Raw genomic sequence first — 17402 nt, 5'->3', positions numbered from 1 at the left:
GGGGAGGCGCGCCGGTTGGCGGACACTCCGCCCGCGCGCAGCCGGTCCGGGGGGGCAGCCGGCACGGAGCGGCGCAGGCAGGACAACGAAAAGGGGCGCACCTTGCGATGCGCCCCTCCTCCCTCAACCCGCGATGATGCCCCCGATCAGACGACCGCGCAGACGGTCTTCCATTCAAGGTAGTTTTCCAGCGCCTGCCGCCCGCTGTCCCGGCCCCATCCGGACTGCTTGACCCCGCCGATGGCTAGAGTGGCGTCATACATGGCATGGCAGTTGATCCACACCGTGCCCGCCTTGATCGCGCTCGACATGCGGTGGGCGTTCGACAGCCCCTCGGTCCAGACGCTGGCGGCAAGGCCATATTCGCTGTCGTTGGCGGCGGCGATCACTTCCTCCACATCGTCGAACGCCTGCGCGACCAGCACCGGGCCGAACACTTCCTCGCGCACGATCTCCATGCCGGGCTTCACGTCGACGACCACGGTGGGGGTGATGAAGGTGCCCGCCTCGCCGGTGCGTTCGCCGCCCGCCAGCATCGTCGCCCCCTCGGCCCGCGCGCGCTGCAGGAAGCCTTCGACCCGCTCGGCATGGCGCAGCGAGACCACCGGGCCCATCTGCGTATCGGCGGCAAGGCCGTGGCCGAGCTTCAGGCCCTTGGCATATTCCGCCACGCCCTCCACCACCTGGTCATGGACCGAGCGGTGGACGTAGAGCCGCGATCCGGCGATGCAGACCTGCCCGCCGTTGAAGTAGATGGCATTGGCCACGCCGGGGATCGCCAGCGAAAGATCGGCGTCGGGCATGACGATGGAGGGCGACTTGCCGCCCAGCTCCAGCGTCACGCGCTTGAAGTTGGTCTTGGCGGCATCGAGCACCGCGCGGCCGGTGGCGGTGGAGCCGGTGAAGGCGATCTTGTCCACCCCCGGATGGGCGGCCAGCGCCGCGCCGGTCTCTCCGCCAAGCCCGGTGACGACATTGATGACGCCCGCCGGAACGCCCGCCTCGACCATCAGCTCGGCGAGGCGCAGCGCGGTGAGCGAGGTATCCTCGGCGGGCTTGAGCACCACCGTGCAGCCCGCTGCCAGCGCGGGCGCCAGCTTCATCGCGGTGAGCACCAGCGGCGAGTTCCACGGCACGATGGCCGCCACCACGCCCACCGGCTCGCGCACGGTCCAGGTCCGCATCTGCTTGCCCTGCGGCTGGTAGTTGATCGAGCTTTCGAGGGTGCTTCCCTCGATCGCCATGGCCTGCCCGGCGAAGAAGCGGAACTGGTTCACCGCGCCGGGAATCTCCGCCCAGCGGCCGACGAACAGCGGCTTGCCCTGGTCGAGCGTTTCCAGTTCGGCAAGGTCGTCGATGTTCGCTTCTATAAGGTCGGCGATCTTCCACAGGATGCGCGCGCGCTCCACCGGCACGGTGGCGCCCCAGCCGGCCAGCGCCGCGCGGGCGGCCGAAACGGCGGCATCGACATCGGCCGCGCCCGCCTTGGCGATTTGTCCCAGCTCGCTGCCGGTGGCCGGATCGAGGGTAGCGAAGGTGGCGCCTTGCGCAGCCGTGCCCCATGCCCCGCCGATAAGCAGGCCCTCACCGCCCGCGCGGCGGGCGAGAAACTCCTTCGTGCCGGGGCGAAGCGTGCTGAAGTCGAGTGGCATGGCTGTCTCCTTTGTTGCGACCTTTCCTAATCTGGTGAACGGCGCGGCGGCCCCCCGCCACCCCAAAAATTCGCTTGGCGGATAACTCTGTCCGAAACCGCAGCGCCCGACCCCCGGCGCGGTACGCAGACTGCAATGCGGCCTTGCCGTATTGTCATATCAATATACCATTTCATCACCCGGAGTCGTCGGCCGCAATCCGCGCCCGAGATCCGGAACCGAACACTGCCTGAGGGCAAAGCCGGATGGGGAACGCATGACCTATCGTTTGGGCGTGGACGTCGGAGGGACGTTCACCGATCTGCTTCTTTTCAACCAGGACAACGGCGAGTTCTGGCGTCACAAGACGCCTTCGACCCCGCACGACAGTTCCGAAGGCATCCTGAACGGTGTCACCGCGGTCTGCGAAAAGGGCGGCATCGCCCCGTCCGACGTGGAATTCTTCCTGCACGGCACCACCGTGGCCACCAATGCGGTGCTTGAAGGCAAGGGCGCGCGCGTCGGCCTCATCACCACGCAGGGCTACCGGCAGGTCATGCAGATCGCCCGTTCCTTCGTGCCGGGCGGCCTGGCCGGCTGGATCGTCTGGCCCAAGCCAGAGCCGCTGGCCGCGCTGGAGGACACTTTCGAGATCAGCGGCCGCATGAACGCGCGCGGACAGGAAACCGCCGGAATCGACGAAGGCGAGATCCGCGCCGCGCTCGAAGCGCTCAAGGCTTCCGGCGTCGAGGCGCTGACCGTCGCGCTCGTCAACGCCTATCTCAACGGCACGCACGAGGCGCGCGTGGCGGAACTGGCGGCAGAGATCATGCCCGAGGTGCCGATCTCGCTCAGCCATCTGGTCCTGCCCGAAATGCAGGAATACGAACGCACGCTCACCACGGTCGCCAATGCGGCGGTGCGTCCGGTCGTCGGCAAGTACGTGCGCAACTTGCGCGCATCGCTGCGCGGCGCCGGCATGGCGGGTTCGCTCTCGCTGCTGCGCTCCGACGGCGGGCTGATGTCTTCCGAAAAGTCGGAGGAACACCCCGTCTCGCTGCTGATGTCGGGTCCGGCAGGCGGCGTGACTGGCGCGATCTGGGTCGGCCGCAATGCGGGGATCAGGAACATCCTCACGCTCGACGTGGGCGGCACCTCGACCGACGTGGCGCTGATCGAGAACCTGGAGGCGCGCCGCCAGCGGACCACCGAAGTCGGCCACCTCTCGGTCCGCGCCTCGGCGCTGGACGTGAAGACGGTGGGCGCGGGCGGCGGCTCGATCGCCTATGTGCCGGAACTGACCAAGGCGCTGCGCGTCGGCCCGCAATCGGCAGGCGCGGTGCCCGGCCCGGTCGCTTACGGCAAGGGCGGCAAGCTGCCCACCGTGACCGACGCCAACGTCGTGCTCGGCTACCTGCCCGAGAACCTCCTCGGCGGCACCTTCAAGCTCGACCGCGAAGGCGCCAAGGCGGCCGTCCAGACCATTGCCGACGCGCTCGGCATCGGCCTGATGGAAGCGGCGCGCGGCATCATCGACATCGTCAACGAGAACATGTTCGGCGCGCTGCGCATGATCTCGGTGCAGCAGGGCTACGACCCGCGCGACTTCGCGGTGATGGGCTTCGGCGGCGCCGGGCCGCTCCACGTCAATGCCGTGTCCAAGCTGATGGGTTCCTGGCCCGCCGTCTCGCCGGTCTCGCCCGGCGTGCTCTGCGCGCTCGGGGATGCCACCACCCGCATGCGCACCGAAACCGCGCGCTCGTTCTCGCAGCGCGTGGCGGACACCAGCGAGGCCGACGTGCTGGCCCTGCTGGAGGAAATGGCCGCGCAGACCCGCGCCGAACTCGCCGCCGAAGGCATTGCCGAGGCGGACATCACCAGCCAGTTCGAACTCGACGTGCGCTATGAAGGCCAGGCCTTCGAAGTGCCGCTTTCGATCGACCCGGAAACGCTGCGCGCCAATGGCCTTGCCGGCGTCACCGCCCGCTTCGATGCCGAGCACCTGCGCCTCTTCACCTTCAACATGGACAGCGCCCATGAACTGGTGAACCTGCGCGCCGTCGCCATGGGCCCTGCCCTCGAACTGCCCTCGCCGCCGCTGGAGCAGGGAGACGGCGATCCGATCCGCGCCAAGATCCGCGACCACGAACTGTGGACCGGCACCGAAATGCAGGCCGCCGTCATCTACGACCGCGCGAAGCTGCGCGCCGGAGACGTGATCCCCGGACCCGCCGTCGTCACCGAGATGGACTCCACCACGCTGATCGAGGCCGACTGCGTCGGTACCGTCGATCACGCCGGCAACATCCTCATCAACCTCGCCTGAGGGGAGCCAAGACCATGCCCGCACGTATCATTCAGGCCAATGAAGCCCCGTTCCAGACGGTTCCCGTCGATCCCGTAACCCTCGACATCATCGAGAACGCCCTGCGCAACGCCCGCATCGAGATGGACGCCACGCTGGTGCGCACCGCGATGTCGCCCGGCATCCGCGAACAGGGAGACGCCTTCCCGCTGATCGCCGACCATCAGGGCAAGATGATCGTCGGCCAGTTCGGTTCCTACATCGGCCCCTTCCTCGAAGGGTTCGACGGCACCGTGGAAGACGGCGACCTGATCTTCCTGTCGGACCCCTACTCGGTTGGCGGCGCGATCAGCCACTGCAACGACTGGCTGGTGCTGCTGCCGGTGTTCAAGGACGGGCGCCTGATCGCCTATACCTCGATGTTCGGCCACCAGAGCGACATCGGCGGCATGGTCCCCGGCTCGATGCCGATCCACGCCACCGAGATTTTCCAGGAAGGCGTGCGCATCCCGCCCGTGAAGATCTGGAAGAAGGGTGAATACAACGAGGATCTGGTCAAGCTGGTCATGCACCAGTCGCGCACGCCGGACTGGTGCAAGGCGGATCTCAACGCGCTGATCGCCTCGTGCCGCGTCGCCGCGCACCGCGTGGTGGAAATGGTGGAACGCTTCGGCGACGACGTGTTCGTCTCCGCCACGGAAATGTTGCTCGAACGCAACCACCGCGCGATGAAGCACCTGATCGAAACCTCCATCGGCGAGGAGAAGGTCACGTTCGAAGACTACATCTGCGATGACGGCATGGGCTACGGTCCCTACCGGATCAAGTGCACGATGTGGCGCGAAAACGGCCGCGTGGTGCTCGATTTCGACGGCACCGACCCGCAGTCCAAGGCCTCGATCAACATGCTGCTGAACGAGAACATGATGCGCATGTTCTTCGGCATCTACATGATCATGATCTTCGATCCGCAGATCTTGTTCAACGATGGCTACTACGACCTGATCGACGTGCGCATCCCGGAAGGCTCGCTGCTCAAGCCGAAATTCCCGGCCGCGCTTTCGGGCCGCACGCACGTCCTGGGCCGCCTGTTCGACATCCTGGGCGGGTTGCTCGGCCAGAAGACGCCGGAATTCCTCAACGCCGCCGGTTTCTCGTCCTCGCCGCACCTGTTCTATGCCGGGCACGACAAGGCCGGTAAGTGGTTCCAGCTGTTCCAGATCGGCTTCGGCGGCATCCCCGGCCGTCCGCTGGGCGATGGGCCGGACGGACACTCGCTGTTCCCCGGCTTCACCAACGTCCCCAACGAGTTCCTCGAACGCTATTTCCCGCTGGAGATCGTCAAGTACGAGACAGTGGCGGATTCGGGCGGCGCGGGCCTCCATCGCGGCGGCAACGGCATCAACATGGTCTACCGCTTCCTTGAGAGCGGCGTGATCGCGATCCATGACGACCGCTGGTTCGTTCCGCCCTGGGGCGTCAACGGCGGCCTTCCGGGCAAGCGTGCGAAGAAGATCCTCACCAAGGCGGACGGCACGCAGATCGTGGTCGGCAACAAGCTGGAGGACTATCCGGTCGAGGCCGGTGACGAGCTGCAGTTCATCACCTGGGGCGGCGGCGGCTGGGGCGACCCGCTAGACCGCGATCCCGCGCTGCTGGCCAAGGAACTGAAGCAGGGCCTCGTCACCGCCGAAGGCGCGAAGGACTACGGCGTGGTGCTGGTGGATGGCGCGGTGGACGAAGCCGCGACGCAGGCCCTGCGCGCCGAAATGCGCAAGGCCCGCGGCGAAATCGGCGTGTTCAACTTCGGCCCGGACATCGAGACGCTGCGCGCCAACTGCCTTGCCGAAACCGGCCTTCCCGCCCCCATCGCGCCGCAGTGGACGCATGTGGCCGCTCCTGCTTTCGCAGAAGCCGCCGAATAAACAGAACACAGGAGAGCACCATCATGGCCAATCCGATTTTCCGCCAGAAGCTGGAGAGCGGCAAGTTCTTCGTCATTCCCGGCATCCAGGACATGATCACCGCGGTGATCGCCAACAAGGTCGGCTTCGATCTCGTCTATGGCACCGGCTACTGGCTTACCGCCTCGGCCTGGGGCCTGCCCGACGCCGGGATCGCCACCTACACCGAGATGAAGAACCGCATGGAAACGCTGGTGCGCACCAGCAATGCGGCGGTCATCGCGGACGGCGATACCGGCTATGGCGGCCTGCTCAACGTCCATCACACCGTGAAGGGCTACGAGGCCGCCGGCGTCACCGCGATCCAGCTCGAGGATCAGGAATTCCCCAAGAAGTGCGGCCACACGCCGTTCCGCCGGGTGATCCCGGTGGAAGACATGGTGGAGAAGATCAAGGTGGCGATCGCCGCGCGCGAGAGCGAGGACTTCCTCGTCATCGCCCGCACCGACGCGCGCCAGAGCGAGGGGCTGGACAGCGTGATGCGCCGCCTCGAAGCCTACGACAAGGCGGGCGCCCACGTCCTCTTCCCCGAAGCGCTGGAAAGCGAGGAGGAAATGGCGAAAGCCTGCGCCGCTTTCGACAAGCCGCTGATGGCCAACATGGCGAACGGCGGCTCCACGCCGATCCCGCTCGCCTCGGTGCTGGAGGAGATCGGCTATGGCTATGCGATCTACCCCTCGCTCACCAGCCTGGTCGCCTGCACCGCCATCGAGAAGTCGCTGCGCGATCTCAAGGACCACGGCATCGGCGAGCCCGAGGGCATCTTCAACTTCAAGGAGTTCTGCTCGCTGATCGGCTTCGACGAAGTGTGGGACTTCGAGAAGCAGTGGGCGCCTGCTCCGGCTCCGGTGAAGTAAGCCGATGAAGCGCCGGATCGCCGCCGCCGTCCTCTCCCGCTCCGGGGACCATCCCCGGCCCTATGCCGAGAACGAGCCGCTGGCGGTCCGGCCGCTCGATCTCTCCGATCCGCTGCCCGGCGAAGTGCTGGTGCGGATCGACGCGGCGGGGATCTGCCACTCGGACCTCTCCGTCATCAACGGCGACCGGCCCCGGCCGATGCCGATGGCGCTGGGGCACGAGGCGGCGGGCACCGTGCTGGCGCTGGGCGATCCCGATGAACCGGACCTCGCGGTGGGGGACCGCGTGGTGCTGGTGTTCCTGCCGAGCTGCGGGCAATGCGCGGCCTGCCTTTCGGGCGAGGGCTACCTCTGCGCGAAAGGCGCCGCCGCCAACGGCAAGGGCGAACTGATGCGCGGCGGCAGCCGCCTCTCCTGCGAGGACGGCGTCGTCCACCACCATCTCGGCGTCTCGGCCTTCGCGACGCAGGCGGTGGTGGACCGGCGCTCGCTGGTGAAGATCGACGCCGATATCCCGCCCGAGACCGCCGCACTGTTCGGCTGCGCAGTGCTCACCGGGGTCGGCGCGGTGATGAACACGGCCAAAGTCCAGCCGGGCGAAAGCGTGACCGTGATCGGGCTGGGCGGCGTCGGGCTTTCCGCGCTGCTCGGCGCGCTGGCGGCGGGCGCGCAGCCGGTCCATGCGGTGGACCCGTCCCCTGCCAAACGCGCGCTGGCGCTGGAACTGGGCGCGGCAAGCGCTTCCGCCCCCGGAGAGGACGATGCGGCCATGGGCAGCGACGTGGTGGTGGAAACGGTCGGCAAGGCCGCCGTACTGGCCCATGCCTATCGCTCTGCCCGGCGCGGCGGCCGGATCGTGACGGTGGGCCTGCCCAACCCGTCGGAGGATCTGGCCATCAACGCACTGTCGCTGGTGGCGGACGCCAAGACGCTGATGGGCAGCTACATGGGCTCCTCGATCCCCGCACGCGACATTCCGCGCTACATCAAGCTCTGGCGCGCGGGACGGCTGCCGGTGGAGAAGCTGCTGACCTCGGTCGGCCCGCTGGAGGAGATCAACGAGGCCATGGACAAGCTCGCCTCGGGCGAGGCGATCCGCCAGGTGATCGTGCCCGGCTGGTAAGCAGCGAATCGTTACCGCATGGAGGCGCCGGCCTTTGCGATCAGGCCCTCCCGCTGGCCCGGCGCGAAATTAATTTTCGTTCCGATCAAGAAAAAGGGCGCTGGCGGAAAACTATGAACCCGTTTTGGTTCCGCCTGTCGGCATATCTATCCGACAGGCGGATATCGTCTTGATTATTTCGAGCAAACGTCATTCCCTTGTCACTCTTCCGATAACACAAAAAACGGACGGGGTCTGACGATGGAAAAAGGGGTTCCAATTCGCTCTATCACGCGGTCAATCGCGGCGCTGAAGGCGATCAACCGCCACGGCTCGCTCTCCATGATGGAGATCGCCAAGGCATCCGAGGTGCCCTATCCCACCGCCTGCCGCATCGTCCAGACCTTGCTCTATGAAGGCCTGATCGAACAGGAACCCTCGCGCAAGCGCTACCGCGCCACGGCCATGGTGCAGACACTGGCAACCGGCTTCCAGCATGACGACGAACTGGTCCGTCTTGCCCGGCCGCACATCGTGGGCCTGACCAAGCGGCTCGGCTGGCCGGTGTCGATCGCCATCCGCGTGGGCCGCGAGATGATGCTGCGCGACAGCACCCATTCGAACTCCTCGCTGACGTTCGAACACTATTACCCCGGCTTCACCCTGCCGATCCTCGACAGCGCCTCGGGCAAGGTGTCGATGGCCTATGCGCCTGATGACGAGCGCGAGATGATCCTGCGCTTCATGCGCGTCTCGCAGGACATCGACCTCAATTACCTCGCCACCGCCGAAGTCAGCCTCGATGTCGATCGCATCCGCGCCGAGGGCTACGCCGTGCAGGGCCGCAACCACTTCAACCTCACGCCGGGCAAGACCTCGTCGGTCTCGGTGCCGATCTTCCGCAACGGCCACTTCGAGGCGGCGATGACCATGGTGTTCTTCGTGGCCGCCATGCGCCTGTCGCAGGCGCTGGAACTCTATCTAGACGATCTCAAGTCGACGGCGGCGGCGATCAGCCACGATCTGTCGAACCCCGTTCCGATGGGAAATGCCTGAAGCCCGGGATAAAAAAAGGGAGGTCCCGATGGGCCTCCCTTTCCTGTTTCCCGATGTAGCGCCCGTTCAGAGCCGCGCGGTTACCGCCTTGGTTTCCAGGTAACCGTCCAGCCCTTCCTTGCCGAACTCCCGGCCCCAGCCGGACTGGCCGTAGCCGCCGAACGGAATGTTCGTCCCCACCGCGCCGTGGCAGTTGATGGAGACATGGCCCGACCGGATACGCTTCACCAGCCGGTGCGCGGTGGACAGGTCCTTCGTCCAGACCGAGCCGGAAAGCCCGTAAGGCGTGTCGTTGGCCAGTGCCGCCAGCTCGTCGAGGTCGGTGGTCTCCACTTTCATCACCGCCATCACCGGGCCGAAGATCTCCTCCTTCACCAGCGCCATGTCCGGGCGGCATTCGGTATAGATCGTCGGGCGCACGAAGTTGCCGGGACGGTCCAGCTTCCCGCCGCCCGTCACCAGCCTGGCCCCGGCCGCCTCGGCCCCCTCGATATAGCCCATGACCTTGGCGCAATGGGCGTCGGAGATCATCGGCCCCTGCATCGTCGCAGGGTCCAGCCCGTGACCCAGCGTCATCGATTCCGCGAAAGCCTTGAGCCCCGCCACCAGTTCGTCATGCACATCGGCATGGGCGAAGATGCGCGTTCCGGCCATGCAGTTCTGGCCCTGCAGGAAGAACGTGGCCATCGCCGTGCCCGGCACCGCCAGCGCAAGGTCGGCATCCGGCATGATCATGACCGGGCTCTTGCCGCCCAGTTCGAGGCTGACCTTCTTGAGATTGCCCAGCGCCGCCGAAACGATCTTGCGCCCGGTCGCGGTGGAGCCGGTGAACGAGACCTTGTCGATCCCCGGATGCGCCGCGATCGCCGCCCCGGCATCACCGCCAAGACCGTTGACGATATTGACCACACCCGCCGGGAAGCCCGCATCGAGCACCATCTGGCCCAGCGCCAATACCGAAAGCGGCGTCTCTTCCGAAGGCTTGACCACGACCGTGCAGCCCGCCGCCAGCGCCGGGGCCAGCTTGAGGATCGCGGTGGAGAGCGGCACGTTCCACGGCACGATCTGGCCAACCACGCCCACAGGCTCGCGCAGGGTATACGTCAGCGCCTCGGTCTCGGCCGCGATATGGCGCGGCGGGGCAGTGGTGGTGCCCTCGATCCGCATCACCGCGCCGGCATAATAGTCGATCATCTCGACGCAGTTGGCGGTGGTGAGCCCGGCGATGAAACCGGGCATGCCGTTGTCGAGAATGTCGAGCTGGCTGAGCAGCGTGGCGTTCTGCTCCATGATCCGGGCCAGCCGGTGCATCAGCGCGGTACGCTCCGCCACGGTCTTGCGCGACCACGGCCCGTCGAAGGCGCGCCGCGCGGCGGCAACCGCAAGGTCCACTTCCGCCGCACCGCCGGTCTGCACGCGGGTCAGTTCGAGGCCGGTCGCCGGATCGCGGCTGGCCAGTTCCCCGCTGCCTTCCACCCATTCGCCGCCGATCAGCAGCTTGTGGGTCTGGCCGAGAAACGCCTCGGTTTCAGGCGCGATCTTATGGCCATCAAAGGGAACGGGGGCAAAGGGAACCGCGCTCATACCGGTACTGTCCTGCAATCGTAGTTGAACAGGCCCAGCGATTCCTCGTCCTTGGTGCCTTCAAGGCCGAAGAAGTCGGTGTTCTGGCCCTGCATCCGGTCTGCGTTGGCGTTGCTTTCCGCCTGGATGAAAGTCGCGCGTTCGTGGCGCGCCGCCTCGTAGCGACGAAGACCCTCGCCGATGGTGGCCGATGCCGCCAGCGCGCGGGCAAGGACCACGCCGTCCTCGATCCCGCAGGCCGCGCCGTGGCCGAGGAACGGCGTCATGGCATGGGCGGCATCGCCGATCAGGGTCACGTTGTCGTCGATGATCCAGCCCGGCAGCGCGGTGCGGGCGTTGATTGCCCACTTGTACATCGGCTGCTCACAGGCCGCGGCGATCAGCTTCTGCGCATCGGTGCACCAGCCTTCGTAGACCTTGCGGACCTCCCCGGGATCGACCGGAGTGGTCCAGCCCTCTTCGTTCCAGCCGTCCTGCCGCGAGAAGAACACCAGGTTCATCGCCGTGGACCCGCGAATGTTGTAGCGCGTGATCATCGCGCCGGGGCCGATGATGATGCCGGGGAAGTCCGAAAGTTCCTGCAATTCCGGCGTCACCGGCACCAGGCAGCGCCAGGCGACATGGCCGGTGAAGTGCGGCGGCGTGGTCTCGAACCGTTCGCGGATCACCGACTTCACACCGTCCGCGCCGACGATCAGGTCGCCGGTCACGGTCGAACCGTCCACCAGCGTCACCGTATTGCCTTCGCTGGAGACCACGCCCGCGCTGGTGCGCAGATCGACGCCCGCCCGCCGCGCCGCGCCCAGCAGGACTTCGTGCAGGTCGGCGCGGTGGATGGTGACGTAAGGCGCGCCGTACTTGTCGCGCTGGTCCGAACGGTCCTTGGCGACGATGGTGCGGCCGTCCTGCCAGTGCTGGATGCGCTGGCGGCTGGGCTCCACGCCCGCGCTCGCCGCTTCCTCGCAGACGCCGATGAAGTCGAGGCCCTTCATGGCGTTCGGGGAGAGCGTAACGCCCGCCCCGATCTCGCCGAATTCACGCGCGCTTTCCAGCAGCGTGACCTTGAAGCCTTCCTGCGCAAGAGCGGCGGCGGCGGTCATGCCCGCGATGCCACCGCCGACAATGACGATGCTTTCGGCGCGCGCCATCGTCAGGCTGCCGATCCGCCGGTCAACTGACCGGGAATGTGGCTCTCATGGTTCTGGAGATACCATTCGGCGATCTCTTCGCGGGTGGCCCACCAGACACCGGGGAGCGACTTGGCATGTTCGATGAACTCCCGCAGCGCGCGAACGCGGTGGGCACGGCCGGAGACGTGCGGATGCAGGCCGACGTTCATGATCCGGCCGGTCTTGCCGCCTTCTTCATAAAGCACATCAAGTTCCTCGATCAGCGCATCGCGGAACTGGTCGGTGGTGAAGTTCTTTCGAGTAATGAAAGTGAAATCGTTGATTTCATTGGAATATGGCACCGAAACAATCGGGCCGTTGGGCGTGCGCAGCAGGAACGGCTGATCATCATTCATGATGTCGCAGTAGAATGTGCAGCCCTGCTCGGCGAGGATATCGGCGGTCTGCATCGTGCCGCGCAGGCTGGAGGAGAGCCAGCCCTTGGACTTGCGGCCGGTGTACTTCTCGAACTGCTCAAGGCTGCGCAGGACGATGTCGCGCTCCTTTTCCGGCTGGTGTGCGAAGTTGGTCAGCAGTTCGCCCTGTTCCCAGTTGTGGGTCAGCAGTTCCCAGCCGCGTTCGAGCACGGCGTCGGTCATCGCCTTGCGGCGTTCGAAGGTCACGGCATTGGTGGTGCAGCTGGCCGGAACGCCCAGTTCGTCGAACAGGTCGAACAGGCGCCAGATGCCCACGCGCTGGCCATATTCGCGCCAGGTGAAGTTCGGGAAATCGGGCGTGTTGCCCGGCAGCACGTCAGGCAGGATCGCCGGGCCGCCCGCGTAATAGGGCTTGTCGGTATCCTTGGTGAGGTCCCAGGTTTCGAGATTGAACGTCAGGATCAGGGCAACCCGCGCGCCGTTCGGCCACTTGAGGGGCTGGCGCTGCGGAAGGGGAACGTAATCGTATTCCATGGGACAATTCTCGCTTGCGACGTGTTGTTGGACCCGAACCATATTCCGGGCACCCTTCCCCACCCCCGCACCGCAACTCTCCGCCTTGCGAACAGCGGCTTGGCCTGTCAGCGGGCGTGGGGGCGGCACTTCATGGCATTCACATGCCGAGGACTTCAAGAGCGACGCGCTCGGACGATTCCAGAGCGCCTTCGAGGCCGCGCGCGCCCGTGGCGGTATGCTCGCCGCAGAAGAACAGGCTGCCCGCGGGCTTGGCGATCTCGTCCATCCAGGCGACCTGCCCGGGCGCGATGTACGAGAAGTCTCCGAGGTTGAACTTTTCCTGCGACCAGCTGAAGTAGGAGTGCGCGGCCAGCTTGCCTTTCGCCGCCGGACGCAGGGCCTCGATCCGGGCGACGACCATGGCCTTTACCGCCTCGGCCCCCATCCGGTCCCAGTAGTTCGCAAGGTTGGCGCGGGCCTGGACGATGAAGCCGGTGATCTGCTGCGGATCGTCGCCGTAGCGCTGCGGGATGACGTTGCCGAGCACGCCGTCCGTCCACATGCCGGGCGAGAGGCCGTCCTGTTCCCAGAACGGGGCCTCGGCCGTGACGAAGACCATCGAGATCGGCTGATATCCAAGCTGCGCCACCGCCTGCGCCTGCACGCCCGAAAGGCCGGGCTCGATCCGCACGTTGCGCAGGGCGGAGAACGGCAGCGAGCAGATCACCCTGGGGGCGGAGAAGGTCGCACCGTCGGCGCAGTGTACCGTTGCGCGGCCGCCGTCCTGCGTGATCGCCACGATCTCGCGGCCAAGCAGGAGGTCGCCCTTCATCTGCTTCGCCAGCGCCATCGGCATGAGCAGGTTGCCGCCCTTCACCGCGAAGGATTTGGGCCCCGCCGCGATCTGCGCCTTCACGAAGCCGTCGTTGTACTCGCTGAGCAGGGCGGAAACGTCATAGGCGTTCATGCCGTAATAGGGCGCGATATCGTAGGAAAGGTGGATCGCCGGGTCGGACAGCCCCTGCTGGCGCAGGAAATCGTGCAGCGAGATATCGAGCTTCGCATTGACCGGGTCGTGCCACGAATTCCAGTCCTCCAGCCGCGTCTTCTGGGCGACCAGCATCGGCACCAGCTCTGCCGGCAGCACCGATTTCAACGCATCGGGGAAGGGGTTGCCCGGAAACTTCGCCCATTCCTCGCGGGTGAGCGGCTGGTCGCCGATATAGAGCAGGCTGGGCGGACCGATGCGGTAGCGCGCGCCCACTTCCTGCATCTCCACACCCGCACGCTGGGCGATATCGAGGCCGCGGCCATAGCCTTCGCCCATCGAATTGAAGCCCATTTCGGGATAGCCGGGCTGGTCCAGCAGGGTCATGATCCGCCCGCCCACACGGCTGCGCCCCTCGATCACGGTGACCTTGAGCCCCTGCTCCTCCAGCAGCCAGGCCGCCTGAAGCCCGGAAATGCCTGCGCCCAGCACCAGCACGTCCGGCTCTCCCGAACGCGCGGCGCCCTTGCCAGCGCCCTTCGCCGGCGCCGCGCGGGCGGAGGCGACGGCGGGCAGGCCCGATGCCAGCGCTCCCATGCCGAACGCCGCCGCGCCGAGCGTGAACTTGCGCCTGTCCATCACCATGCCTGCCTGCTCCTTTGGCTCGCCGGTCCACATCGGGGAGATATCGTCCCGATGGCCTGCCGCGAACGGTTCTAGAGCCATCGACGGTACAGACGGCAGCTCGTGTTCGAAGCCGCGCTGCATGGATGCCCATCAGGCGGATAAACGGGCGGCGATTTCGGTTGAAACCCCCTGCCCGAATGCGCGAATGACGCTTGACTCTATTTGTCTGACAAATTATTTATCCGATAAATAAGAACCGAAGCTGGGAGGGGAATTATGAAATCCGCAATCCGGCGCCGCATGGGCGGTGCCAGCTTTCTCGCCATCGCACTCGTTGCCACGCCCGCCGTCGCCCAGACGGCCGGGACCGAAGGCAATACGACGGACGAGGAAATCGTCGTCACCGGCCTGCGCGCCTCGCTGCGCGATGCGCTGAACGCCAAGCGCGCGGCCTCGGTCGTTACCGAGACGATCAGTTCCAAGGACATCGGCGCGCTGCCGGACGTCACCATCGCCGATTCGCTGCAGCGCCTGCCCGGCGTCACCGCCACGCGCGATCGCGGCAACGCCAGCCAGGCGGCCGTGCGCGGCCTTGGCCCGCGCCTCGTGCTCGGCCTCATCAACGGCCGCGAAGTCGCCTCGTCCGAGCCGGATCGCAATGTCCGCTGGGAAATCTATCCCTCGGAAATCGTCTCGGGCGTGACCGTCTACAAGTCGCAGTCGGCCGACATCATCTCGGGCGGCGTCGCGGCCACGATCGACATCCGTACCGTGCGCCCGCTGGACTACCAGGGCCCCGCGCTCACGGCGCGCGCCGGCGCGCTCTACAATGACAGCGGCAAGGACATTCCCGGCTATTCCGGCTGGGGTTCGCGCGGCAGCGCGCAGTATGTCGGCAAGATCACCGACAATCTCGCCGTCGTCGTCGGCGGCACCTTCCAGCGCCAGAAGAACGGCTACAACTCGTTCCAGGGCTGGGGCTACAACACTTACGACATCAATGGCGAAGACGCCCCCACGCTGAACGGCCAGCCGGTCAACGCACCCTGGGGCGCGCAGACCGAGATCAAGGCGCTCAAGGAAACCCGCTGGTCCACCACCGGCGCGATCCAGTGGCAGCCCACCGCGAACTGGGACATCAACCTCGATGTCCTCTACTCGAAGGTGAAGATCGACGAGCACCAGTCGCAGCAGTGGTACGGCCGCCAGAACGGCTGGGGCGACTGGGGCGGCGAGATCGGCGCCCCCGGCGATATCTACCAGGACGGCAGCTACACGCTGTCGGGCAACACGATCACCGGCGCCACGCTGAACAACTATTCCTCCGTCACCAATGTCCTTGCCCGTTATCAGGAGGACAAGGACCTGTTCGTGACCGGCTTCAACGCCAAGTACGACGACGGCGACTGGACGGCCAAGTTCGACGGCTCCTACTCGCGCGCGCGCCGCGACAATTCGTGGGGCGCGATCGCCACCGAACTCTATCCGGCGAGCACGACCTTCTCGACCGGGCGCGGCTCGGTGCCCAGCGTCTCCGTCAGTTCCAACCCGGGTGACGTCAACAACCAGGTCATCCCGAGCTACTACGCGGGCCAGTACGACGGCCCGCAGCGTCTCAAGGACGACCTCGGCGCCGCGCAGGTGGACGTCTATCGCCACATCCACGACGGCTTCTTCACCGGCTTCGGCGGGGGGCTTCGCTACTCCAACCGCGTGAAGAGCTACGACGCCTATACCGCCACGGTGAACACGAAGACGCTCGGCAACCTGACGATCGATCCTTCGTACCTGACCGAATTCTCGGTGGGCACCTTCAACGTGCCCAACCTGGTCTGGGGCAATTACGAAACGCTCGCGGCCGAATACCTCGCAATCGGCACGCCCGAGCGCGACAAGTCGAAGTACTGGCGGGTCAAGGAGGATAACTTCGAAGGCTACGTGATGTCGGACTTCGCGGGCAACGGCTTCACCGGCAACCTCGGCGTCCGCTTCGTCAACGTCTCGACCCATTCGAACGCCTTCTCGGGCCGGACCTACTGGGACAACGATCTCCAGCAGAACGTCACCGTGTTCGATCCCGTGCGCGAGAACGACAAGTACTTCCGCGTCCTGCCCAGCCTCAACCTCAACTTCGAGCTGACCGACAGCCTGAAGCTGCGCGCCGGCGCCGCCCGCGTCCTGTCCCGCCCGCCGCTCGACGAGCTGCGCGCCAGCATGGCGCTGAGCAACTACCCGCCGACCAACACCGGATCGGGCGGCAACCCGCACCTCAAGCCGTTCATGGCGACCCAGGGCGACCTCTCGCTGGAATGGTACTTCCACAAGGACGCGCTCGTCGCGGTGGCAGGCTATTACAAGGACGTCAGCAGCAACGTCGGCTACACGCAGACGCAGGAAACGATCGGCGGCGACACCTACCAGATCACCTCGCCGCGCAACGGCAAGGGCGGCTACATCGCCGGTGTCGAGGCGACCTTGCAGACACCGTTCTACTTCATCCCCGGACTCGACAAGTTCGGCCTCTACGCGAACGCCAGCTTCGTGGATTCCAACGTGAAGGAACTGGCCCCGGTCAGCAATCCGTTCCCGGGCGTGGGCCTCACCAAGTTCACCGGCGAAATCGACCTGTGGTATTCCGACCATGGCATCGATGCCCGCGTGGCGCTCAAGCATCACAGCCCGTTCACCGTGATCTACGGCTGGGACGCCTCGCAGCTCACCCGCCTCGAATCCGAGACGACGCTGGGCGCCAGCGTGTCCTACGCCGTGACCAAGAACTTCTCGGTGCGCCTCCAGGCCAACAACCTGACCAACCAGGTCGCGCGGTTCTACTGGAACAACGATCCCGACCAGATCGCCCGTTACGAGAAGTACGGCCGCAGCTACCTGATGGACGTGACCTTCAAGTATTGATCTCCCAACCGGCCCCGTGCGCAAGCGGGGCCGTCATTCCGGCCCTCCATGAGGGCAGGAAACACGAAAAGGGGCGCCATCTCCTCCCGGCGCCCCTTTTTTGTGCGCGCCCGCGGCGCGAAACGCCGCCCGCCAGCGCCATCGCCGCCAGCGATTCGCGCGCGGCGCGGAAGAAAATACAATTTTTTCAGGGTATCCCGCACAAGCCGGCGCGGGAAAATGCATCCTCTGCAACCCGCCGGAAGCCCGGAAAAGCGCGCTTTGCACCGGCACCTTATCCAACCTGTCACATTTGTGAATGGTGCCCATACGG

The 17402-nt window shown here is 66.1% G+C and carries 11 protein-coding genes; 6 read left to right on the top strand and 5 right to left on the bottom strand.

Going from position 1 to position 17402, the window contains the following annotated elements:
* Window positions 1-146: 146 nt before the first annotated feature.
* Window positions 147-1652 (bottom strand): aldehyde dehydrogenase family protein, encoded by a 1506-nt coding sequence (locus ACXJ16_RS19425; RefSeq protein ID WP_463923054.1) that lies wholly within the window; start codon window positions 1650-1652, stop codon window positions 147-149.
* A 256-nt stretch (window positions 1653-1908) separates the two neighbouring features.
* Here ACXJ16_RS19425 and ACXJ16_RS19420 point away from each other — a divergent pair, with 256 nt between their 5' ends.
* From ACXJ16_RS19420 to ACXJ16_RS19400, 5 genes are all read left to right on the top strand, one after another.
* Window positions 1909-3957, top strand: coding sequence for a hydantoinase/oxoprolinase family protein (locus ACXJ16_RS19420; RefSeq protein ID WP_463923053.1), 2049 nt, complete (start codon window positions 1909-1911; stop codon window positions 3955-3957).
* A 14-nt stretch (window positions 3958-3971) separates the two neighbouring features.
* Window positions 3972-5861, top strand: coding sequence for a hydantoinase B/oxoprolinase family protein (locus ACXJ16_RS19415; protein ID WP_185999631.1), 1890 nt, complete (start codon window positions 3972-3974; stop codon window positions 5859-5861).
* Window positions 5862-5884: 23 nt separating this feature from the next.
* Window positions 5885-6757 (top strand): isocitrate lyase/PEP mutase family protein, encoded by an 873-nt coding sequence (locus tag ACXJ16_RS19410; protein ID WP_185999630.1) that lies wholly within the window; start codon window positions 5885-5887, stop codon window positions 6755-6757.
* A gap of 4 nt (window positions 6758-6761) precedes the next feature.
* Entirely contained in the window at window positions 6762-7880 is a 1119-nt protein-coding gene (locus ACXJ16_RS19405) for an alcohol dehydrogenase catalytic domain-containing protein (RefSeq protein WP_054441877.1), read from the top strand.
* Window positions 7881-8120: 240 nt separating this feature from the next.
* Window positions 8121-8915: an IclR family transcriptional regulator gene (locus ACXJ16_RS19400; protein WP_054441876.1), complete on the top strand. Its 795-nt coding sequence runs from the start codon at window positions 8121-8123 to the stop codon at window positions 8913-8915.
* Window positions 8916-8981: 66 nt separating this feature from the next.
* Here the strand turns inward: ACXJ16_RS19400 and ACXJ16_RS19395 are convergent, their stop codons facing one another.
* The 4 genes from ACXJ16_RS19395 to ACXJ16_RS19380 form a co-directional block, all read right to left on the bottom strand.
* Window positions 8982-10499 carry an aldehyde dehydrogenase family protein gene (locus tag ACXJ16_RS19395; RefSeq protein WP_463923052.1) on the bottom strand — a complete coding sequence of 506 codons (1518 nt, stop codon included), beginning with the start codon at window positions 10497-10499 and terminating at the stop codon, window positions 8982-8984.
* Window positions 10496-11647 carry an FAD-dependent oxidoreductase gene (locus tag ACXJ16_RS19390; RefSeq protein ID WP_463923051.1) on the bottom strand — a complete coding sequence of 384 codons (1152 nt, stop codon included), beginning with the start codon at window positions 11645-11647 and terminating at the stop codon, window positions 10496-10498. Before ACXJ16_RS19390 ends, ACXJ16_RS19395 begins: the two co-directional genes overlap by 4 nt.
* 2 nt (window positions 11648-11649) lie before the next feature.
* Window positions 11650-12579 (bottom strand): polysaccharide deacetylase family protein, encoded by a 930-nt coding sequence (locus ACXJ16_RS19385; protein WP_054441874.1) that lies wholly within the window; start codon window positions 12577-12579, stop codon window positions 11650-11652.
* A gap of 139 nt (window positions 12580-12718) precedes the next feature.
* Entirely contained in the window at window positions 12719-14275 is a 1557-nt protein-coding gene (locus ACXJ16_RS19380; RefSeq protein WP_463923050.1) for a flavin monoamine oxidase family protein, read from the bottom strand.
* Between the two features lie 177 nt (window positions 14276-14452).
* On the opposite strand from ACXJ16_RS19380, the gene ACXJ16_RS19375 reads away from it, so the two are divergent.
* The gene (locus ACXJ16_RS19375; RefSeq protein ID WP_221937301.1) at window positions 14453-17089 is read left to right on the top strand and encodes a TonB-dependent receptor; all 2637 of its coding nucleotides are present in this window, start codon (window positions 14453-14455) and stop codon (window positions 17087-17089) included.
* Window positions 17090-17402 lie beyond the last annotated feature (313 nt).

This window comes from Novosphingobium sp. TK71, from assembly GCF_055361505.1.
Note: the sequence above shows the minus strand (reverse complement) of the source record. Positions and strands in the feature narration are given on the sequence as shown.

Bases quoted from the DNA above. Each gene is read 5' to 3' on its own strand.
- ACXJ16_RS19425 (WP_463923054.1), bottom strand. From the start codon at position 1,652: ATGCCACTCGACTTCAGCACGCTTCGCCCCGGCACGAAGGAGTTTCTC.
- ACXJ16_RS19420 (WP_463923053.1), top strand. From the start codon at position 1,909: ATGACCTATCGTTTGGGCGTGGACGTCGGAGGGACGTTCACCGATCTG.
- ACXJ16_RS19415 (WP_185999631.1), top strand. From the start codon at position 3,972: ATGCCCGCACGTATCATTCAGGCCAATGAAGCCCCGTTCCAGACGGTT.
- ACXJ16_RS19410 (WP_185999630.1), top strand. From the start codon at position 5,885: ATGGCCAATCCGATTTTCCGCCAGAAGCTGGAGAGCGGCAAGTTCTTC.
- ACXJ16_RS19405 (WP_054441877.1), top strand. From the start codon at position 6,762: ATGAAGCGCCGGATCGCCGCCGCCGTCCTCTCCCGCTCCGGGGACCAT.
- ACXJ16_RS19400 (WP_054441876.1), top strand. From the start codon at position 8,121: ATGGAAAAAGGGGTTCCAATTCGCTCTATCACGCGGTCAATCGCGGCG.
- ACXJ16_RS19395 (WP_463923052.1), bottom strand. From the start codon at position 10,499: ATGAGCGCGGTTCCCTTTGCCCCCGTTCCCTTTGATGGCCATAAGATC.
- ACXJ16_RS19390 (WP_463923051.1), bottom strand. From the start codon at position 11,647: ATGGCGCGCGCCGAAAGCATCGTCATTGTCGGCGGTGGCATCGCGGGC.
- ACXJ16_RS19385 (WP_054441874.1), bottom strand. From the start codon at position 12,579: ATGGAATACGATTACGTTCCCCTTCCGCAGCGCCAGCCCCTCAAGTGG.
- ACXJ16_RS19380 (WP_463923050.1), bottom strand. From the start codon at position 14,275: ATGGCTCTAGAACCGTTCGCGGCAGGCCATCGGGACGATATCTCCCCG.
- ACXJ16_RS19375 (WP_221937301.1), top strand. From the start codon at position 14,453: ATGAAATCCGCAATCCGGCGCCGCATGGGCGGTGCCAGCTTTCTCGCC.